The following is a 22,132-nucleotide window of genomic DNA, read 5'->3' as shown; positions in this document are numbered from 1 at the left end:
AATATGCTAAAGGACAATATTGAATGTTTAGATTATACCGTCTGGACAATATAGTTCTGCTTTAACTCGGCTAAAGCATCAATACGACGTTCAATCAGCATTTCACCAATATCTGGCCCCTGAATCTCAGGCGGCAAATCTTGTGCTTTAATGCTGCGCACCACTTGCATAGCGTCCAGTACATATTGCGCTTGAGGATAGTCTCTGTCTTCAAGTCCTAAGCGGCCGCGGGAGTCACATTCACAAGCTTGTACAAAGGCTTCAACGCGCTCAGGGCGGCGCAATACATCCAAACGCTGCAATAGGCGCCATAAAGTACCTGGTTTTAATGTCAAAGCTTGATGGCACTTCAAATGTTCTTTACAGACGGCTAAAGCCAGTTGCTTGGTATTGGTTGGCACACGCAGGCGGTCACAGACGACATTGACAGGTTTAATACCGCGTTCTTCATGCATGATATGGCGCGGCAATTCATCGGCAGGGGTCAAGGCTTTACCTAAGTCATGCACCAATACCGCAAAGCGAACATCTAAGGAATAATTGGCACGGCAAGCCTGCTGCAATGACATCATGGTATGAATGCCACAGTCTATTTCAGGATGATATTCAGGACGCTGAGGAATGCCATAAAGCGCATCTATTTCTGGAAATAAGACTTTTAAAGCGCCGCATGCACGCAGGACTTCAAAATATTCGTCTGCATGATCTTCCATCAATGCACGGGATGTTTCTTTCCAGACGCGTTCTGGTGTTAAGGCTTCAAGCTCACCAGATTCTGCCAGCTCTTTCATTAGTACTAAAGTTTCATCTGCAACTGTAAAGCCTAAGCTTTTGTAGCGGGCAGCGAAGCGCGCAATGCGCAGCACACGTAGCGGATCCTCCACAAAGGCATGAGACACATGGCGTAAAACTCTCTGATCTAAATCTTTTTGGCCGCCATAAGGGTCATATAAATTGCCGTCATCATCTTTTGCGATGGCATTGATGGTCAAATCGCGGCGAATTAAATCCTGTTCAAGGGTAACAGCAGCATCGGTATAAAATTCAAAGCCGTGATAACCATGACCAGACTTGCGTTCTGTACGGGCTAGCGCGTATTCGTCTTTGGTTTCAGGGTGTAGAAAAACAGGGAAATCTTTACCCACGGGCTGATAGCCTTGAGCAAGCATTTGTTCCGGCGTTGCGCCGACAACAACATAATCTTTTTCGTGATAGGGGTGTCCGAGCAGCTGATCTCGAACTGCACCGCCTACTAAATAAACTTGCATGAAAAAACCTCTATTCTTGAAGCCATCATGCAACAGAATAGAGGTTTTCTCAAGTCTCTAAGTGTGATCTAGCCAGCTAAATTACAGCGCGGACTTCTCATTTTCTTGAATCTCAGCAACAGTTAAAGCAGTCATGTTCACTAAGCGGCGGGTCGTCGCTGTCGGTGTTAAAATATGAACTGGTTTGGCTGCGCCCAGCAGGATTGGGCCAATTGTGACATTGTTGCCTGATGTTGCTTTAAGCAAGTTGAATGAAATGTTGGCTGCGTCCAGGTTAGGCATAATCAGCAGGTTTGCTGAACCTTTAAAGCGCGAGTTCGGGTATGCGAAATGACGAATATTCTCATCAAGCGCAGCATCACCGTGCATTTCACCTTCAACTTCAAGCTCTGGGGCAATTTCAGACAAAATGTCATACACCTGACGCATTTTTTGCGCGCTAGGATCATGTTGGTCAGAACCGAAACTTGAGTGAGAAAGCAATGCTACACGCGGTGTAATACCAAAACGGCGTACTTCTTCAGCTGCTAAAATAGTCATTTCAGCCAGTTGTTCAGCGGTTGGATTACGGTTAATGTACGTGTCCGCAATAAACAAGTTACGGTCTTCAAGCATCAATGCATTCAGCGTGAAGAAGTTATTGCGGCCTTCTTTTAGACCAATCACATTGCTGACAAAGTCTAAGTGAATGTCGTAGCTTGAATATGTGCCGCACAGCATGCCGTCAGCAACACCATGGCGAACCAGCATGGCTGCAATAAGTGTAGAACGGCGGCGCGCTTCACGCTGCGCATATTCAGGTGTAACACCTTTACGCTGCATGATGCTGTAGTAATCATCTGCAAACTTATCGTAATCAGGGTTTTTCTCTTGATCGACAATTGTGATATTCACACCATCTTCAAGGCGAAGGCCTAATTTTTTGATATTCGCTTCGATTACCGCTGGACGGCCAACCAAAATCGGTTTTGCTAAATCTTCATCGACTGCAATTTGCACCGCACGAAGTACGCGTAAATCTTCACCTTCAGCATATGCAATGCGTTTAGGATCTGTTTTGGCTTGCGCAAAAATCGGCTTCATCATAAACGCAGAGTTATAGACGAATTCAGACAGGCGCTGGCGGTATGCAGAGAAATCTTGGATTGGACGGGTTGCTACACCAGAGTCCATTGCTGCTTGTGCAATTGCAGGTGCAATTTCAAGAATCAAGCGTTGGTCTAATGGGCGCGGGATCAGGTAATCACGGCCAAAAGATGCAGATTTTTCACCATAAGACGCTGCATCCGCCTCAACATGCGCCATGCGTGCAATGGCATGAACACACGCAATTTTCATTTCTTCATTAATGGTGGTTGCGCCAACATCCAGCGCACCGCGGAAGATGTAAGGGAAGCACAGCGCGTTGTTGACTTGGTTTGGATAGTCAGAGCGGCCTGTCGCCATAATCACATCAGAACGCGCCTCATGCGCATGTTCCGGCAGAATTTCTGGATCTGGGTTTGCAAGAGCGAAGATGATTGGATCTTTCGCCATCACTTTAACCATTTCTTTGGTTAAAATGCCCGCTGCAGAAAGGCCGAGGAACATGTCCGCGCCTTCCATGACATCGGCAAGCTGTGTGCCTTCGATATCTTGTACATACACTTTTTTAGATTCATCCAGACCTTCACGTTTTGCGGTGAGCAGGCCACGTGAATCGGCAACGATGATGTTCTCTTTCTTTGCGCCTAAAGCGCAAAGCAAGTTCAGACATGAAAGGGCAGCAGCGCCCGCACCTGAAGCAATAATTTTGATTTCATCAATTTTTTTGCCGTTCAATTGCAATGCATTTAATAATGCTGAACCGACAATAATGGATGTGCCGTGCTGATCGTCATGGAACACGGGAATATTCATGCGTTCGCGAAGTTTTTGCTCGATGTAGAAGCACTCTGGCGCCTTGATGTCTTCAAGGTTAATACCGCCAAAAGTAGGCTCTAATGCTGCTACGATATCGACGATTTTGTCTGGATCATTTTCTGCAATTTCAATGTCAAAAACATCGACACCAGCAAATTTTTTGAACAGTACGCCTTTACCTTCCATAACTGGTTTAGATGCTAAAGGACCAATATTGCCCAAGCCAAGTACGGCTGTACCGTTACTGACTACTGCAACTAGGTTGCCGCGTGCTGTGTAAAGCGCTGCGGTTGACGGGTCACGTTCAATTTCTAAACATGGCGCTGCTACACCTGGAGAGTATGCGAGAGCTAAATCGTGCTGGTTGACCAATTGTTTGCTTGGCGTGACGCTGATTTTTCCCGGAGTTGGGAATTCGTGATAGTACAAAGCCTGCTGTTTTAAAGATTGATCGTCCATCTGTATCTCGTTTGTTCTGAGTTGCCCAAAAATGCGGGTAGTGTTTCTTAAATAAGCACGAATATATCACTTGTTCGTCACTTGGGACAGTCGCTAAAGTGCCTTTTTCAAACAAACTTATAGACCGGAAAGATGTACTTAGATTAAGTATGTATAAGTGGCAGGACGGATATTTTGTTTTAAATACACCGTTGCTTCCGCTTCAGGGAGCGGTTTGGAGAACAGATAGCCCTGCGCGATGTCACAGTCTAAATTTTGCAAATATTGCAGCTGCTGTTCGGTTTCAATACCTTCTGCCACCACGGTTAAACCCATAGCCTTGCCCATGGCAACCATAGCGCAGACGATGGCTTCGTGCTTGTTTTGACCGATTTTGGAAATAAAACTGCGATCTATTTTTAAAACATCAATAGGAAAATCAGCAAGATAAGATAGTGATGAGTAGCCTGTGCCAAAATCATCTAAAGAAATATTAATATGGCGGCTTTTTATTTCCTGCAGCAGTTTTTTGACTGTTTCTGAGTTTTCAATTAATGATGACTCTGTAATTTCAAGTTCTAAGCTGTCGCCGGAAATTTCATTGGCTTTGATGGCTTCATCCAAGTCGATCAGCAGCTGGCCGCGGCGCAATTGCTGGGCAACGACGTTCACTGAGACACAAATGTTATTAAACCCCATTTGGTTCCATTTCTTGATCTGTTTGGCAGTTTGCTGGATGACGATGCGCCCAATGTCTGAAATCAGGCTGGTCTGCTCGGCAAGCGGGATAAACAGCCCTGGCGGGATAATGCCTTTTTCAGGGTGATTCCAGCGCACCAAAGCTTCAAAGCCATAGATATTTTTATCTCTGAAATTGATTTTTGGCTGGTAATAGACCACCAGTTCATTGCTTTGAATCGCTTTGCGGAGCTCTCTTTCCAAAAAGATGCCCTGTTCCAGCAGCGCTGTGTTTTCATTGGAATATAAACGTATGGTATTGCCGCCAAGGTGCTTGGCTTCAGAAAGCGCTTGTTCCGCGCAGTTGTTTAAATAATCCAGCTGACGGCCATGCTCTGGATAGAGTGCAATACCCATTGACAGTGTGATGACATGATCTTGCCCCAATATATTGAAGGGCAGTGTGAAAGCTTTGGCAATGCGTTCGCAATGTTCCATCACGGATGGGCGGATATGCGAAATTTCATACACAATGGCAAAGTCGTCGCCATTGAGATGGGCTAAAAATAAGGCCTCCGCATTGGTTAGACGCAGGCGCTGAGCAACTTGCCGAAGCAGCTCATCACCGCCGTTGTTGCTGAGGTATTCATTCAGCGGGCGGAATCTGTCGATGTTCAGGCGTATGACGGCCAGCTGCTTTAAAGAGTCCTGTTGCGAAATCAAGTACTGATGCAGCTGATAGTTGTAATAAAACCGGTTGGGCAAATCGGTCAGGATGTCATAATTCTCTAAATAAGATAAACGCTGTTCCTGCAGCCTGCGTTCAGTCAAGTCTGAGACAATGCCGATATAATGGGCGACACGGTTTTGATCATCCAGCACTGCATTAATGTGCAGCCAAAGTGTTAATTCTTTTCCTGACAGGAATTTTTCCTGCAGTTCACCGTCATACTGCTGATGCTGCAACACCTGCTTTAAAATTTCAGCATGCGCGCTGCGCTGTTGCGATTTATAATTTGCAGCGATATCAAATAAATGTTTACCAATCATTTGTTCATGGCGGAAGCCGGTCAGCTGTTCATAACATGGGTTGACATCCAGATAGCGAAGCTCTTCATCTAGAATAAAAATGCCTTCAGCCGCTTGCTTAAGAACGCTGGCTGCCAATTTTAAACGCTCTTGCGATGTACGTTCCTGCTGAATATCACGGCGGATTCCAACCATGCGCAACGGTTTATTGCTGTCAGGGTCCCAGGCAATAATCCGGCCAATGTCATGCACCCAGCTCCATTTCCCAGTCAGGCTGTTTTGTACCCGGTAGGTCGATTCATAACGGTCATTCTGACCGCGTAAATGCAGTTTCATCGCATTTTTGAACTGTTCTGCATCATCTGGATGGACTGTATGCAGCAGTTGGTAATGATGCTCTTTTGAATCGCGCTGAGTGGTGCCTTTATGAGTATTGGCCAGAGAAATTGTTCGGTCTTTAATGTTCCAATCCCAGGGTTTTAAACCAGCAATTTCATGCGCAAGCTGAAGATTCTGCTGCTGATCTTCTAGATTTTTGTTCATTTGCTCGATATCGAAAGTCCGTTCTTTTACTTTTTGCTCCAGCAGCTGATTGTTCAGCTGAAGCTGCAGTTCGATATCTTTAGAATGGTTAATTTCATTTTTCAGCTGCTTGCACAGGTCATCTGTCCACGCTACTTGCTGTTCGGCTTCTTTCACTAAAAGGCTGTTTTTAGCATAAAGGGTAGAAATTCGGCGATGAATGCGGTATGACGTAGTTGCGCATAACAGTATGACAATTAAAGCAAAATTTATGGCTAAGCTGAATAGGTGGCTGCTTTTGTCGAGAAACAAAAATTGTGAAACCAAGTAGGGCACAATGGAGGGTAAAAAAGCCAAGCAAAAATAATTCAGCTTCTGTGTTAAATAGGTTAAACCAAAGGTTTGCGTCACAATCAGCAATAATGCAGATAAGGTCAGCGCTTGAATATCGGCAAAATTAGGATTTATAGACGGCAAATAATAATAAATGATGAAAATGCCGGCAGAGATCAGCGCGCCAATACTGAAGCATTGAAATTGAAGCCAACGGTGAGCAATTTTTAAGTCAAATTGATGAGGCTTGAAATAGGCTGTGCTGATGAGCCAGCAAAAACTAGCAAATAATTCGGTAAAGATAAACCAAAAATTGAAATAAAAATTAACAGTGTTAAAGTAAATTTGGTAAATACAAAAGATATATAGACAGATGATTAAAATACTGAGAAGAAAATAACGGCTCAAGCGAAGCGTATTCTCGATTTGAGCAGCATGATTGTATTGCTTGATGTAGTCATATTGATCATCTGTCATCAATATAAGTGCCTTATTTAAATATAGTAATTAAAAGTCGCTTGTTGTTTTATTAATCCAAACACACTGGTTTTTCATCGCTTAATTTTTATTGCTTACAATTAGATTAATTACGTTAAACATAAAAATCAATCAAATTGTATACAAAAATATAATATTCGGATGAGCTAGGCTTTTAGGCGGTAATTCAAAATTGACAGGGCAACAATTGGAGCGGTTTCAGTGCGCAAGACTCGCGAGCCTATGCACCAGTTTTTAAAGCCAGCGGAATTGGATTGCTGAATTTCAGCTTCACTCAGTCCGCCTTCTGGGCCAATCAGCAATGCAATTTGTAAAGATGCATCCGCAAGTACATCTGTTTCATCTTTATTGGGTGCTAAAACCAGTTTAGTCTCCGGCAGATCGTATGCCAGCCATGCCTCTAAACTGATCGGGGCATGAATTTTTGGCACAACATTCATGCCGCATTGTTCACAGGCTGCAATGGCAATGCCTTGCCAGTGGTCTATTTTCTTTTGGTCACGGTCGTACTTCAAGCGCATTTCACAGCGTTCAGAGGTCAGCAGCTGAATTTCCGCCACACCCAGTTCAACGGCTTTTTGAATCGCATAATCCATACGGTCGCCTTTGCTCATGACTTGGCCGAGTAAAGCCTTAAAAGCAGGGATGCGGTTGTCTGGATTAAATGAAATGATATTGACTGAAGCAGATTTCTTAGAGGCTTCCGTCAATTCAACTTCGAATTCGCCGCCTTGCCCATTGAACAAGGTGGCTTTTTCGCCCACTTGCGCACGCAATACTTTCACCCAGTGATGAAAAACTGTTTCAGTTAATTCGATGACCGTATCAACAGTTAAATCAGCTTCAATAAAAAAACGGGGCATTTCAGTATTACTCGCGCAATGGGGATTAAGCTAAGCCAAGGTCAGTGACAAGCTGACGCGTTGGATCAGTGGTGTTCATGGTGTAGAAGTGCAGGCTTGGCGCGCCGCCGGCAATCAGGCGTTCGCAAAGTTTTACAATCACTTCATGACCAAAGGCTTTGATTGAATCTGTGTCATCACCATAGGTTGCAAGCTGTTTGCGGATCCAGCGCGGAATTTCTGCACCTGTACCATCTGCAAAGCGAATCAAATTGCTTGCATTGGTGATTGGCATAATGCCTGGAGCGACAGGAATGTTCACGCCTTCTTTCTGAATGCGCTCTACAAAGTAGAAGTATGCATCTGGATTAAAGAAGAACTGTGTCAATGCCGCGTTTGCGCCTGCATTGGCTTTGTCGCAGAAACGCTTGATGTCTAAATCAAAGCTGTCTGCTTGCGGATGCATTTCTGGGTAGGCAGCAACTTCAATTTTGAAGTGATCACCTGTATGTTCACGAATAAAACGTACTAAGTCCGTTGCATAAGGCAATTCGCCTAAGCCCACTTGACCAGACGGCAAGTCGCCGCGAAGTGCAACAATGCGGTCAATGCCTTGTGATTTATACAAATCCAGCAATTCAGCAATACGTGCTTTGCTGTCACCAATACAAGACAGGTGGGGAGCAACAGGTGTGCCTTTGCCGTTGAAATCATTCAATGTAGACAATGTGCGTTCACGGGTAGAACCGCCTGCACCGTATGTTACAGAGAAAAATTCAGGATTGAGCAACTGAAGTTCTTGATGTACAACTTTAAGTTTTTCCGCGCCAGCGTCAGTTTTGGTCGGGAAGAACTCAAAGGAAATAGGAATCTGTTTTGACATGTTCAAATCCTTTTTTATAAATACTGTTTGTTTATTATTTCCCTCATCCCAGCCTTCTCCCTAAGGGAGAAGGGGAATCCATTACATTATTTAAAACTGTAATGAAAAATCCCTCTCCTGAGCGTGCTTTAAGCACTGCTTAAAAGTTCAGCGCAAGAGAGGTTAGGAGAGGTGAAAAACTTAGTATTTATAAGCCTCAGCTTTGAACGGACCTTCAACTTGAACACCTAGGTAATCAGCTTGTTCTTGAGTCAAAGTCGTCAATACGCCGCCGAAACCAGCGACCATCGCTGCAGCAACTTCTTCGTCTAATTTCTTAGGAATCAGTTCTACACGAATCGCAGCTTGTTTTTGATCTTCAGGAAGATCGGCAAATTTTTCAGCGAATAGATGCATTTGACCTAATACTTGGTTAGCAAAAGAACCATCCATAATGCGTGACGGGTGACCAGTAGCGTTGCCAAGGTTCACTAAGCGGCCTTCAGAAAGAAGAATTAAATAGTTATTTTCATCTTCTGAACGATACACTTGGTGAACTTGAGGCTTAACTTCAACCCACTTGTAACCGCGTAGGTAGTTCGTGTCGATTTCAGTATCGAAGTGACCGATGTTGCATACAACAGCGCCTGCTTTTAAAGAATCAAGCATCGCTGCGTCACATACGTGGTAGTTACCCGTAGTGGTTACGATCAAGTCAGTGTTTTGCAGAAGGTCAAGGTTGATGTCTTCTTTCTTGCCAGTTTGCACGCCGTTTTTGTATGGAGCAACAACTTCGTAACCGTCCATGCACGCTTGCATTGCACAGATTGGATCAACTTCAGTGACACGTACAATCATGCCTTCTTGACGAAGTGATTGCGCAGAACCTTTACCTACGTCGCCATAACCGATCACAAGCGCGCGGCGGCCAGATAAAAGCATATCTGTACCACGTTTGATTGCGTCATTTAGAGAGTGGCGGCAGCCGTATTTGTTGTCGTTCTTAGACTTAGTAACAGAGTCATTTACGTTAATAGCTGGAACTTTTAAAGTACCGTCGCGGTGCATTTCGTAAAGACGCTGCACGCCAGTAGTGGTTTCTTCAGTAATACCGTGAATTTTAGCGATCACTTCAGGATATTTTTCGTGAACAAGCGCAGTTAAGTCACCGCCATCGTCCAGAATCATGTTGGCATCCCAAGGTGTGCCGTTTACATTGATTTGCTGTTCAAGACACCACATGTATTCTTCTTCTGTTTCGCCTTTCCAAGCAAATACAGGAACACCTGCAGCAGCAATTGCAGCAGCAGCATGGTCTTGAGTAGAGAAGATGTTGCAAGAAGTCCAACGAACTTCTGCGCCCAATTCAACTAGAGTTTCAATTAAAACTGCAGTTTGAATGGTCATGTGGATACAGCCAAGGATTTTCGCGCCAGCAAGCGGTTTAGCAGCTGCATAGCGTTTGCGAAGACCCATTAGGGCTGGCATTTCTGCTTCTGCAAGTTTAATTTCTTTACGGCCGTAATCAGCAAGTGAAATGTCGGCAACTTTGTAATCTGTAAATGAAGCAGTGACCGCGTTCATCAGGATCTCCTAGAAAAAATAGATTGGATCGTTATGTTCGCGGATGCCGTTTTTGATCAGCACTGTTATTTCACAGGCCTATGACCGAATCGTCGAGCCTAGCGATTTCACATTGCTGTTTTTGAAAATCAGCCTGTGAAAAAGTCGCAGCATCCCTCGACTAGCGGGGTATTGTACTTGGAATTAGGATGAGTTCCAATCTGAAATTGATTAATATCTAACGGATAAGCATTTGATCTGTAAATTTTATGGAATAATGCGTTCTGACTTTATATAGGTCTGTTTGGAATAAAAGAATAATGATGAAAAAATTACTCGGTGCCTTGCTTCTAATTTCCGCGTCAATCATGGCCAACGATTCGACGGGCTATGTCGCAACAGGTGGTGTGCAGTACCTGAAAAATAAAGACATTCAAATGTTCAGTGAAGACCTGTTTATTAGTAAAAAAAATATTAAAGTCGATTATCAGTTTAAAACCTGAGTAATAAAGATGTGACTGAAACGGTTTTGTTCCCGCTGCCGATAGTTGAAAATTTCTTTGAATCTGATTTTGCCGATACTGAAAAATTGCTCAAAAGTTTTAAAGTTCAGGTGAATGGCAAAACGATTCAGCCAGAAATGCATGTGCGTACTTTTATTTATAAAGATGAAAAAACAGCACTCATTGATATAACGGACAGCTTTAAGCAATGCGGGTTTACCGAAAAAGACATGCTCAACCCGTGGAGCAGGCAAGATGATGAATATGAAACTTTCGAGGCAAAGCTCAGAAACTGTAAAAATGCAACGCTGCAAAAAGCATTGCCTAAAGATTCGAATGAAGTCATTTCATGGTCATCTCAAGTGATTTACAGCTGGAAGCAAACGTTTAAAGCCAATGCGTTTACTCGCGTACAGCATCAATATGCACCGCTGGTAGGTGGCTCTGTGGCTTTGTATCCGGAAGAAGATACTAAAGCGTACTGCATGGATCGGAACTTTAAAGCTGGGTTAAAGAAAGCAAAATCGCAGCAGGCGCCTTATCAGGCATTAGGCTATATCTTAAAAACTGGAGCGAATTGGGCCAAACCGATTCAAGACTTTAAATTGACGATTGAACGGGATGCAGGAGAACTCGTGTCCTTCTGCTGGGCGGGCAAAGTCAAAAAAATCAGTCCGACACGATTCCAAATGTCAGAAAAGAACTTTGTGCCTCAGCAGGATTTAGACATTATCTTTGTGCACGCTAAAGCCCATGAATGATTAAAACTTTCACGCAAATTTTGAATGATTTGTTTATTATCGCTTCAGACAATTTTTTGAGTTTTGATTATGTCTTTGGAAATGCCTGAAGAATTATCCAGCCTAGAGGCTAATGGCGGCATTTACGCTGTTTGGATGCTGCTGCAGCATTTAGGAATAGATGCGGACATTCAGCAGCTGATAGAGGTCTGCGGCTATGAAGCTGGATATGGCGCAACGATGATTGGTTTAGCCGTTGGGTTGAAAAATTTTGGCTTTAACGTGCAGTTCTATACAGAACATGATCCAGATCTGCAAGACATTGAAAAACTCAGTTATGCTGAAGCAGCGCAACTGCAATTGCCTGTCCTGCCTGCAATAGGCTATGCGGAAATTTTGCAGGCCTTTGAGCAAAACAAGTTTGTAATTGCCTATTACGATACCTTTGAAGGTATTGGCAATCACTCCTTGGTGTATGACATCGATGAAGCCGAAATCAGTTTCTTTGACAGCTTTGACGCCATGTCGGCCGAAGATTTTGAGCGGCAGCGTCAGGCCGAGGGAATCTGTCGCCAAGTTATTACTGTGGATGTAAATGACTATATCGCGAGTTGAGCGAAATGGCTGTCATGTAAAAAAGCCCATCTGATGATGGGCTCTGATTGTTTAGTTTAAATGAGTCTTACAGTTACTGCTCGGCAGCATTGGCTTTTTCAGTCCAGAAATCCGCTTTTTCTTCATCTGCATCAATGCCTAAGCCATTGGCATAAATAAACGCTAAATCGCGCATGGCTTGCACTTCACCGAGTTTGGCAGACTGTTCGACCAGCTCAATAGATTTGGCAATGTCTTTTTCAACGACATCGCCGCGGCGGTAAAAATTCGCCAATTCCAAAATGGCAGCAGGGTGATTATGCTTTGCCGCCTGTTCCAGCCAGCGGTGCGCATGTTCAAAATAAGCTTTCGATTCTTCAGCATCTTCTTCCTGCATGTCTTTGGCATAAACCGCATAGCCTTCGCCGAGCCAATACATCGCCTCAACATGCCCCAGCTGCGCCGCTTTCAGCGCCCACTCTTCAGCCAATTCAACATGCTCATCATTGTCACTTTGCATGTAAATTTCAGCCAGTTCAAATTGAGCATCGCGGTTGCCTGCTGTCGCGCGGTTAAATAATGCAGGTGAAATAGGAAGGTCAGACATAGCGGATCCAAAAGTGCAGAATAGGCATAGCCTAATGGGTTAGCTTCAAAAAAGCCAATCCAAAAATCTGCTTTTAAGACCACAGGGTTTAAGTGGAGTAAAACTGCGCTGCTGCTGCGCCCATACAGGCTGTCAGGGCAGCAATGTGCTCCGCTTTGCGTGCACAGCCTAGAGCAGGTGAGTGCTGAGTACCGTTTGCATGTATTTAAGCGAATCTATGTACAAACACATTTCACATCGTAAAGTGAATTGATGAAGCTTTTAGTGAGCGCGGTAATGGATTGAATGATTAGTAATTTAGCAACAAGAGCAGGCAAAAAAAATAGCAGCCGAAGCTGCTATTTTTAAATTCATTTTGGATTAGCTTTCTTGCTGAATGCCAGCTACTTTCCAGTCTTCGCTAGAACCGGCAGGCTTTACAAAATGCCAAACTTCAGCAAATGGCTGTGGAAGGCTGTTTAAATCTTCGCTGACGGTACCGGTAAAGCGCACGCTTACAACATATTGGCCATTCTCAGTTGTCGAATCAGCTACCATTGCATTTAAGTTAGAAAACTCAGCAACGTCTTGATCTTGATTGGCCATAATGTCGTTATACATGGACTGATAAAGATTTGGCGTTAAGTAGCGCTGAATTTCTGCAATGTTGCTTGCAGTATTCATTGACTGAATATGGTTGAAACGCTGACGGGCAACACGTAAAAAAGCCGCAGGCTCAGTACCGTCCGGCAATTGGCTGCCGGAATTGGTATATACGCCGCCTGCAAAAGGTGCGTTGTTTACAGGTGCTTGAGACGCAGTAGAACCGCCAACGGACTGACCAAAAATATTGGTGCTGCCGCCAGCAGCTGAACCTGACGCAGCATTTTGCTGACCAAACGGCCCATTATTGGCAGAAGCCATGTTTGATGAACCGTTATTTGGTGCATATGGATTATTGGCTAGTTTTTTTTTTGCGCCCATCTTACGGAAAATAAAGAAGGCAGCGGCTGCAGCAAGCAAAATCCAAATCCAGCTAGGAATGCCACCTTTTTCTTCTTCTTGCGCGGCTTGCGCTTCAGAAGCCGCCTGAGTATTTTTATCATCTGCCATGGCGTTAGCCGCAACTGCACCAATTGCAGCGCCCGCTACACCGGCAGCCACCATGCCGCCTACATTTGAACCAGATTTAGCTGGCGCGCCTGCAGTTGCTGGCTGTTGAACTGGAGCAGCTTGACGAGGCTGTTGGTAAGACTGAGATGGGGCCGCTTGACGGCTCATACCGTGGCTTTTACCGCCACCTGCACGTTTTGCTTCTGCAGCTAAAGGTGCAACCAATAAAGCAGCGGTCAAAACGCCCGCAATCAAACCACGCTGTCGAACTTCCATTAAATTTACCTATATAAAAATAAAAAATCGCCCTGTATTTATGCAGGCATTTTATTTGAATTTCAATAGGAAAATCGTTTTTTTTATTAAAAAAACGATTCAAGACATGAAATAGCGATTAAGTCAGTTCTTCACTCAGATTCATTGCTTCAGTCAGCGCTTCATGCAGGCGTGCGACTGAAATGATATTTACGCAAGGAATCGGGCTTTGCGGCGCATTGCCGCGAGGTAAAATAATATGCTTAAAGCCGTGCTTGATGGCTTCTTTTAGCCGCTCCTGACCATTCGGCACAGGGCGTATTTCACCTGAAAGGCCGACTTCGCCAAACACAGCTAACTGCTGCGGCAGCGCCTTGCCTCGAATACTCGACGCGCAGGCCAGCAGTACCGCCAAGTCTGAACCCGTCTCGGTGATTTTTAAGCCGCCGACAATGTTGACATAAACATCCTGTCCTGAGGTTTGCACGCCGCCATGGCGGTGCATGACGGCCAGCAGCATGTTCAGGCGGTTTTGGTCTAGGCCTAAAGCGACACGCCTAGGCTGGCCCTGAGAATCATCCACCAGCGCTTGCACTTCAACCAGCAGCGGGCGGGTGCCTTCACGGCTGATCACCACAATTGAGCCGGGAATGGCTTCATCATAACGGCTGAGAAAAATCGCTGAAGGATTGGAGACTTCGCGCAGGCCTTTATCCGTCATGCCAAACACGCCCAACTCATTGACAGCGCCAAAGCGGTTTTTCACTGCGCGGATCATGCGGAAACGCGAATCAGACTGGCCTTCAAAATACAGCACGCAGTCCACCATATGTTCTAAAACACGCGGTCCGGCAAGCGAACCTTCTTTGGTGACATGGCCAACAATAAATAAAGATGTGCCGCTGTTCTTGGCAAAACGGGTCAGCAAAGCGGCTGATTCACGGATTTGCGATACGCCGCCCGGTGCAGACTGCAAGGTTTCGGTATACAGGGTCTGAATAGAGTCCAAAATAGCCACGGCTGGGCGTTCGTGCGCCAAAATATCGCATATGCGCTCTACGCAAGTTTCCGCCATGACTTTGAGCTGATCGGTCGGCAAGTCTAAACGCTGTGCGCGCAGGGCGACTTGAGATAGGGATTCTTCGCCGGTTACATATAAGGCCGAACTGTTGGCTGCCGCCATATGTGTGGCAGTCTGCAATAAAATGGTGGATTTGCCGATGCCGGGGTCGCCGCCAATCAGAACGACGGAGCCTGTGACCAAGCCGCCGCCAAGGACACGGTCAAACTCTCCAATGCCTGTAGCTAAGCGTGATTCACGTGAAACGGTCACTTTATTTAAGGTGGTGATAGAGGCTGCTTGGCCTGCATAGCCGCCGCTGCTGCCCATTTTGGGCTGCGCGCGGTGGCTAATGGCCGGTGCAATGCTGACTTCTGTGAGGCAATTCCATTCACCGCAGTCTGTGCATTGGCCTGCCCATTTAGGATGATCAGTCCCGCATTGTTCGCAGCGGTAAACAGTTTTGACTTTACTCATGTAGCTTGTTATCTGTATAAGAAATTAGAGATGCTGAGAATGTAGCAATAGCGGCTTATAAAAACAATTTTTTGAGCAGATTCTCCGCATAATTTAAATTGGCACGCAAAATGCTAATTTATCAAGGACAGAGCCAAATAGAAAAGGATACAGGTGACATTGTTTAAAAAAACATCTAAAACGTGATTGGACGTTAAAAATATCAGCTAATCGCTCAAAAACCTTTTTTTATTTTTATTTTTTTGGGCTACTTTTACACACTGAATTCTGAGAGACAAAATAACAATGTCAAATGAAAACCTCAGTTCGACTACCGAAGATAGTGAACTAAAGCGAAGTTTATCTAACCGCCATCTGCAATTGATTGCTATTGGCGGCGCAATTGGTACTGGTTTATTCATGGGGTCAGGTAAAACGATCAGCTTGGCTGGTCCATCCATTTTACTGATTTACATGATTATTGGTTTTATGGTGTTTTTCGTCATGCGTGCGCTGGGCGAATTGTTATTGTCTAACCTCCATTACAAATCATTCATCGATTTTTCGACTGATTTGATTGGCCCTTGGGCAGGATATTTTGTCGGCTGGACCTATTGGCTGTGCTGGATCACCATCGGCATTGCAGATTTGTCCGCAATTATTTATTACCTGCAGTTTTTTAATGGAGGCATACCTTTCACACCTGGGGAAGGGGTGATGATCAGTATCGCCGCCATTGTGTTTATTATGGGGCTGAACCTTGTTACTGTAAAACTGTTTGGTGAGTTGGAGTTTTGGTTTGCGCTGATTAAAATTATTGCCATTGTGGTTTTAATTGGTGTTGGCTTATGGATGATCTTTACCGGCTTTACTTCAACAACAGGTGAAGTTGCTGCGTTTTCTCATCTTTGGTCGCATGGCGGTTTATTCCCTACAGGCGTCACGGGCTTCCTGGCAGGCTTCCAGATTGCCATCTTTGCCTTTGTGGGTGTGGAATTAGTAGGTACTACCGCAGCCGAAACCAAAGATCCTGAGAAAAACTTGCCGAAAGCGGTGAATTCAATTCCAGTTCGCATCATTATTTTCTATGTGCTGGCTTTGGTGATTGTCATGTCAGTCACGCCTTGGAATCGAATTGACCCGACAGTCTCCCCATTTGTGAATCTATTCAGTCAGGCGGGCATTGCAGCGGCGGCCATTATTATGAATTTGGTGGTGCTGTCATCTGTTATGTCTTCTATGAACAGCGGCGTGTTCTCAACATCCCGCATGCTGTTTGGCTTGTCGCGTGAAGAGCAAGGCCCGAAAGCCTTTGGCCATTTGAATAGCCGCGCTGTTCCAGCAAATGCATTATACTTCTCTGCAGTATGTTTGCTGTTGGGTGCAGCGCTGCAGTATTTTGTACCTAATACAGTTGAAGCATTTACTTTAGCAACGACATTATCAACGATTTTGTTTATTTGCGTATGGCTGATGATTATCTGGAGCTATATTGTTTATTACAAAACACGCCCAGAGCTGCATGCGAAATCAACCTTTAAGCTTCCTGGCGGCTTGTTTACCTGCTGGGTGGTCATCATCTTCTTTATCGGCATGATTTACGTGCTGTCTTTAGAAGCAGATACGATGAAAGCGCTGATGGTCAGCCCAATCTGGTTTATTCTTTTGATTATCGGTTACTTTGGTTTCTATAAACCGAAACACAAATAATTCAAGTAAAATAAAAAAAACGCCAGCTTTAGACTGGCGTTTTTTTACGACAGAAATTGACGCTGAGCGAGAAAATTAATTTTAGAACAAAAAATATCCGGATATACTCGATTAAAATTAATGCTTTAAGAGTACATTATGGATAAGATGAATCTTTCTTCAGGAACTTTATTGCAATACATTATTGACCATCAGAATGAATATAAAATTCCATGTCAGCAATACACATTACCTGAAGTTTTAGCGCGATATGTATTTCTGAAAATGCAAAAAATACAAGGGCACTTAATACGACAAGTACAAGAAAAAAATAGTAAAGAAGAAATTTTAAATAAAGTTTTGCATCGACCTGTTGCACGATGGGAGCAGTTAATGAATCCTGAGCAACATCTCGCCTATGCTATTGAGCTTTTTAAAAAAGGTGCATTTATTGTGCTGGTGGATGATGTCCAGATTATAGATATCGATCAGGTTTTTTATATGGCTGAACATTCAAGAATTCAGTTTATTCGTTTAATTCCATTAACAGGTCAATAAAATTCATTTCATGGGGTATTTAATATGCAAACACAAGAAGAATTTCAACAAGCAGTCACTAAAAATATTCAAATCTTGCAGGCAGAACGAAATCAGGATTTACGTGATTGTTATCAAGCTCAGCTCAATTATTTGCAGCAATGTGGAGAACAGGGGATTCAACCACATTTACAACAGTTATGGATTACGTATGTGGAATCGTATGAATCTAATATTGTTTTGCAGGAAGCTACGCTCAGTTTATCGCAGTATTTGCAGCATTTAGTTGATTACTATGCGGCACATACTGAGCAACGTCAGGATATGATGCAGATTTTTCTGAATTTTGAAAAGATAGACCAAGCCTATCGGTTTCCTCATGCAGTAGGACGTGGGATTCGGGTATTGAAAACGGCATGTGCGGGTATAGATCAAGCTGAGCTGGTCAATCTTTTCTTGCAGCGTACACTGCAGATTCAACGTAAAACAATTGAACTCATTCAACTGATGAATCAGCACGCTGCATATCTTTATCCAGAAAAAATGTTGGATTATGCGGCCTTAAAAACATGGGCACGGCAGCAGTTGAGAGTGTTTTCAAACACTGAAAAAGCAGATTTATGGTATTGGTTGTTGACGGTTTTACTTGAAATCCGTCCTCAAAATCTAGAAACCCGTGTTTTAAACCACTATGACAAGACGGTTTTGCATCAATATTTTTTTGGGATGTTTCTGGTTGCGATTGAAGATGAAGACATTACTTTATTTGAAGAGCGAAGTTTTATCTTACTGATTGAGCAATTTTTACAGTTTATAAAATTGATTCGTGATAGACGATTGATACAGCTTATAACCAAAATGGTGTCGCAAAAAGCGAAGAGAAAGCAATTGTCACAAGCCTTGATTGCGGTCCTTAAACAAATCAATTTTGTTCAGTTAAGTCATTTTGGCTTTTTCCCGACCAAGCAATTAGAAAAATATCAACAGAAAATTCATGAGACCGTACAGCACTATCAATCTCCTGTCCTCAATGAGGAAACAGTTGCCACAGTACAAATGCAGATGCTGGATTATCAATTGCCATTTTCAGATGAAGAAGCGGCGGTTGGGGCTTTTTTAAGACAGGGCAATGCTCGGTTGGCATGGGTTGCCGTGCTGCAAAAAGAGTTTGATGCTTTAGCTGTGGATGAAAAACAACAATGGTACAAGTTTTGGAAGCATGTAGATGCTGTAAGCTCTGCAAAACCAACAAAAAAATGGTTGCTTGACGCTGAAAAAATTTGGCAGCAAAGTCCAGTGATTCAAAATCATTACTTAGACCAATTGCAGCATTGGTGGACTGTGATGAAAAAGCATGCTGTTGCGGATACTCGCCCCTTTAACAGTAAAAATGAAAATACCTTAAAAGGGATTGTCTGGTTTCAGCAATTTCAGAAAACACGCCAAGATGAGCTTTTAAATGTTTTAACACTGATGAGCGAATATTGTTATCGTAAAATTGCTGGTGTAGGTGCGACTAGTGCAGTATTAGGCGGTGTCTGTTTACATGCTTTGGCGCAACATGGTTTAACTGGTTTAGCAAAACTGAGCTTTTTGCAGAAAAAAATTCGTTACGAACTTGGGCAGAAAGTTATCCGTAAAGCCTTAAATGAGGCGGCTGTGAGCAATCATTTAACAGTGGATGAAATTAAAGAAGTAGTGGCAGAAGATTTTGATTTTATCCAAGGTAAAAGTATTCATCCAGTTGCTTGGGGAGATTATCAGCTTGGTTTACATTGTGTGGGAGATACACAATGTGAGGTGTGGATTGAATCCGATCAGCAAGTGGCTGCGTCAACAATCAAAGGCTTAACCAGTTCGAGTGTCTATAAAGATTTAAAAAAACAAGCCGCACTCATTGCCCGACAAATTAAAGTATATGCATTGGGTTTTGAAGAAGCGCTGCTTCAAGAACGACATTGGTCTTACGGTTTTTGGCAGCAGTATGTTGCAGGGCATGGGATTCTGGGATGGCTCGCAGGGCGTTTAATTTGGCAACTAGAATTACAAAATAGCGAACAAGTTATTGGCTGTTATCAGGCGGATACGCAGCACTGGCTGGATGTGCGCCAGCAAGTTATTACGGTGAATGCAGATCAAATCAAAAGTCTGCGTTTATGGCATCCGATTGAAGCGACATTGGATGAGGTGAAAGCTTGGCGTGAATATATTTTGATAAAACAGATTCAGCAACCTTTTAGACAAGCTTTTAGAGAAGTCTATATTGCGACTGAAACTGAGTTAAAGGAACAGCAATCTTTGCGCTTTGCTTATCATTATTTACAACAATCTAAATTTCGGGCTGTGGCAACAGGCAGAGCTTGGAATTACGAGATTCAAGGGGGCTGGGATAATGTTAGTCTGCCTTCACGGTATTTCCCAGCACAAGGGATTATTGCGATTTTAGCTGTGGATTTTCCAAAACATTCAACTTTGTTAAATGAGCAGGGAGTATATGCTTATATTAAGACGCAAGAGATTAAATTTAGCACCAGTCAAGGTCAGCTGATTGACTTGAACGATGTGCCAAAATTAATTTTTTCGGAAGTAATGCGCGATGCTGATTATTTTATTCAAGGCTGTTCAATTGGTTTAGATTACGCACTGGAGTTGACGGGTTTTCCTGAAGAGATGCAACGCTATTATTCACAACGCTATCAATCCACACTGAGCCAAATTATTGTTAATCGTCATGATAGTTTAGATCATATTTTATCGAGATTAGACATAGCTTATCAGTGCCGCCTAGACTCACATTTTGTTTATGTACAAGGTCAATTGCATGAATATAAAATTCATTTAGGTACAGGACATATTTTTATGTCACCGAATGATCAGTTCATCTGCATTGTGCCGCAGCAAAAGTTAGAAGCGGTACATGTCGCGCATTTATTTTTACCTTTTGAAGATGATGCTATGCTCAGTCTGATCTTGAGCAAGGTATTGTTATTGGCGCAAGATCATCAAATTAAAGATGAATTAATCCAGCAGCAAATTAAAGTTGCTTAAAATAGAGGCAGAACTGAATATAGCCCCGCATTTACTGCGGGGCTTTTCTTTTATCCATCCGTTGATCACGTTATACTCGGGAAAATCATTTCATTAGGTACGTTTATGTATCGTTTTATGAATTATAAAATTTTAATGTTGGCGAGCTGCGCGTTTTTGTCTGCCTGCGGTCAGTCGGGCGCTTTGCAGCTGCCGAACGATCAGAACCACGATAAACGTGCAAAATATTTGCTTTATTCAGATGCAGAAGCGCCGCAAAAATCTGCCAAGCACACTGAACAGGCTCCAGTTCAGCCGCCAGCTGCACCTGAAGATTCGACTTCCACCACTACACCTTAACTCTTAAAAGCAAGGATACATTCATGAGTTTTACCCGCATTAATGGGGTTTTGCACGCAGAGCAATGTTCTCTACAGCAGCTCGCAGAGCAATTTGGCACGCCGCTTTATGTTTATTCAAAAGCAACTTTTGAAAAGCATTATTTAGATATGGACCGTGCATTCAGCTTTATCGATCATCAAATTTGCTTTGCGGTAAAGTCAAACTCTAATCTTGCGGTATTGAATGTATTGACCAAGCTGGGCGCCGGTTTTGATATTGTGACGGGCGGCGAGCTGGCGCGGGTTTTAAAAGCGGGCGGCGATGCATCGAAAATTGTATTTTCCGGCCTAGGCAAAACAGAAGCTGATATTCAAAAAGCGCTGGAAGTGGGGATTGCCTGCTTTAATGTCGAATCTTATGCAGAGCTGGACCGCATTCAGAAAGTAGCGGCAAAACTATGCAAAAAAGCGCCCATTTCGCTGCGCGTCAATCCAGATGTAGATGCCAAAACCCATCCGTATATTTCGACGGGATTAAAAGAAAATAAATTCGGCATTCCATCTGACAGCGTGTATGAAACATATCAATATGCAGCGTCATTGCCCAATTTAGATGTCGTCGGCATTGATTGCCACATCGGTTCGCAGCTGACAGAAACCCAGCCTTTTGTGGATGCTTTAGACCGCGTGATGGTGATGATTGAGAAACTCAAAGAATTGGGCATCAATCTTAAGCATATCGATATTGGCGGCGGCTTAGGTGTCACCTACAAGGATGAAACTCCTCCGTCCGTCGAAGAATATGCCAATGCCATGAAGCCGGCGTTAGAAAAATTAGGCATGAAAGTCTATATGGAGCCGGGCCGCAGCATCTCGGCCAATGCAGGCGTGCTGCTGACTAAAGTCGATTTGCTGAAACCGACCAATCACCGCAACTTTGCTATTATTGATGCCGCCATGAATGACTTAATCCGTCCCGCTTTATACGAAGCATGGATGGATATTCAGGAAGTGACGCCGCGTAGCGATACTGAAGCGAAAGAGTGGGATGTGGTTGGCGCAATCTGCGAAACGGGCGATTTCTTAGGGAAAGAGCGCGAGCTTGCAATTCAGGAAAATGACATTCTTGCAGTGCTGGGCGCCGGTGCATACGGCTTTGTGATGAGTTCTAATTACAACAGCCGCGGCCGCGCTGCGGAAGTGATAGTCGATGGTGATCAGCCGCATTTGATTCGTGAGCGCGAAAGCATCGAATCATTGTGGGAACGCGAACGCCTGTTGCCTTAAGGAGTAATT

The 22,132-nt window shown here is 43.8% G+C and carries 15 protein-coding genes and 1 pseudogene; 7 read left to right on the top strand and 9 right to left on the bottom strand.

What is annotated here, in order from left to right; genetic code table 11:
* Positions 1 to 32: 32 nt before the first annotated feature.
* From OKC24_RS07280 to ahcY, 6 genes are all read right to left on the bottom strand, one after another.
* Positions 33 to 1,268, bottom strand: coding sequence for a multifunctional CCA addition/repair protein (locus OKC24_RS07280; protein WP_131276266.1), 1,236 nt, complete (start codon positions 1,266 to 1,268; stop codon positions 33 to 35).
* 81 nt (positions 1,269 to 1,349) lie between these two features.
* Entirely contained in the window at positions 1,350 to 3,629 is a 2,280-nt protein-coding gene (locus OKC24_RS07275) for an NADP-dependent malic enzyme (RefSeq protein WP_130146630.1), read from the bottom strand.
* Positions 3,630 to 3,767: 138 nt separating this feature from the next.
* Complete coding sequence (locus OKC24_RS07270) at positions 3,768 to 6,647, bottom strand: bifunctional diguanylate cyclase/phosphodiesterase (RefSeq protein ID WP_131276265.1); 2,880 nt, start codon at positions 6,645 to 6,647, stop codon at positions 3,768 to 3,770.
* A 167-nt stretch (positions 6,648 to 6,814) separates the two neighbouring features.
* Positions 6,815 to 7,531: a 16S rRNA (uracil(1498)-N(3))-methyltransferase gene (locus OKC24_RS07265; protein ID WP_130146626.1), complete on the bottom strand. Its 717-nt coding sequence runs from the start codon at positions 7,529 to 7,531 to the stop codon at positions 6,815 to 6,817.
* A 25-nt stretch (positions 7,532 to 7,556) separates the two neighbouring features.
* Positions 7,557 to 8,393, bottom strand: a complete 837-nt coding sequence (gene metF, locus OKC24_RS07260) for a methylenetetrahydrofolate reductase [NAD(P)H] (protein ID WP_130146624.1) — start codon at positions 8,391 to 8,393, stop codon at positions 7,557 to 7,559.
* A gap of 180 nt (positions 8,394 to 8,573) precedes the next feature.
* The gene (ahcY, locus tag OKC24_RS07255) at positions 8,574 to 9,956 is read right to left on the bottom strand and encodes an adenosylhomocysteinase (RefSeq protein ID WP_130146622.1); all 1,383 of its coding nucleotides are present in this window, start codon (positions 9,954 to 9,956) and stop codon (positions 8,574 to 8,576) included.
* A 302-nt stretch (positions 9,957 to 10,258) separates the two neighbouring features.
* On the opposite strand from ahcY, the pseudogene OKC24_RS07250 reads away from it, so the two are divergent.
* Both OKC24_RS07250 and OKC24_RS07245 read left to right on the top strand, forming a co-directional pair.
* Positions 10,259 to 11,199: pseudogene (locus OKC24_RS07250) on the top strand (DUF4424 family protein).
* A gap of 69 nt (positions 11,200 to 11,268) precedes the next feature.
* The gene (locus tag OKC24_RS07245; protein ID WP_130146618.1) at positions 11,269 to 11,793 is read left to right on the top strand and encodes a cysteine peptidase family C39 domain-containing protein; all 525 of its coding nucleotides are present in this window, start codon (positions 11,269 to 11,271) and stop codon (positions 11,791 to 11,793) included.
* Between the two features lie 73 nt (positions 11,794 to 11,866).
* Here the strand turns inward: OKC24_RS07245 and OKC24_RS07240 are convergent, their stop codons facing one another.
* From OKC24_RS07240 to radA, 3 genes are all read right to left on the bottom strand, one after another.
* On the bottom strand, positions 11,867 to 12,379 hold the full coding sequence (locus OKC24_RS07240; RefSeq protein WP_130146616.1) for a tetratricopeptide repeat protein: 513 nt from the start codon (positions 12,377 to 12,379) through the stop codon (positions 11,867 to 11,869).
* Positions 12,380 to 12,739: 360 nt separating this feature from the next.
* On the bottom strand, positions 12,740 to 13,747 hold the full coding sequence (locus OKC24_RS07235; RefSeq protein WP_130146614.1) for a Tim44 domain-containing protein: 1,008 nt from the start codon (positions 13,745 to 13,747) through the stop codon (positions 12,740 to 12,742).
* Positions 13,748 to 13,865: 118 nt separating this feature from the next.
* Positions 13,866 to 15,263, bottom strand: coding sequence for a DNA repair protein RadA (gene radA, locus OKC24_RS07230; RefSeq protein ID WP_265464929.1), 1,398 nt, complete (start codon positions 15,261 to 15,263; stop codon positions 13,866 to 13,868).
* A gap of 285 nt (positions 15,264 to 15,548) precedes the next feature.
* Between radA and OKC24_RS07225 the strand changes: the two genes are divergently transcribed.
* The 5 genes from OKC24_RS07225 to lysA all read left to right on the top strand — a co-directional run bounded on the left by OKC24_RS07225 (position 15,549) and on the right by lysA (position 22,123).
* The gene (locus tag OKC24_RS07225; protein WP_130146610.1) at positions 15,549 to 16,952 is read left to right on the top strand and encodes an amino acid permease; all 1,404 of its coding nucleotides are present in this window, start codon (positions 15,549 to 15,551) and stop codon (positions 16,950 to 16,952) included.
* A 138-nt stretch (positions 16,953 to 17,090) separates the two neighbouring features.
* The gene (locus OKC24_RS07220; RefSeq protein ID WP_130146609.1) at positions 17,091 to 17,489 is read left to right on the top strand and encodes a hypothetical protein; all 399 of its coding nucleotides are present in this window, start codon (positions 17,091 to 17,093) and stop codon (positions 17,487 to 17,489) included.
* Between the two features lie 24 nt (positions 17,490 to 17,513).
* Positions 17,514 to 20,516 (top strand): DUF4132 domain-containing protein, encoded by a 3,003-nt coding sequence (locus OKC24_RS07215; protein ID WP_130146607.1) that lies wholly within the window; start codon positions 17,514 to 17,516, stop codon positions 20,514 to 20,516.
* Between the two features lie 117 nt (positions 20,517 to 20,633).
* On the top strand, positions 20,634 to 20,855 hold the full coding sequence (gene lptM / locus OKC24_RS07210; RefSeq protein ID WP_131276263.1) for an LPS translocon maturation chaperone LptM: 222 nt from the start codon (positions 20,634 to 20,636) through the stop codon (positions 20,853 to 20,855).
* 23 nt (positions 20,856 to 20,878) lie between these two features.
* Entirely contained in the window at positions 20,879 to 22,123 is a 1,245-nt protein-coding gene (gene lysA, locus OKC24_RS07205) for a diaminopimelate decarboxylase (protein WP_265464928.1), read from the top strand.
* Positions 22,124 to 22,132 lie beyond the last annotated feature (9 nt).

The organism is Acinetobacter entericus, assembly GCF_026168575.1.
Taxonomy (GTDB): Bacteria; Pseudomonadota; Gammaproteobacteria; order Pseudomonadales; family Moraxellaceae; genus Acinetobacter; species Acinetobacter bouvetii.
Note: the sequence above shows the minus strand (reverse complement) of the source record. Positions and strands in the feature narration are given on the sequence as shown.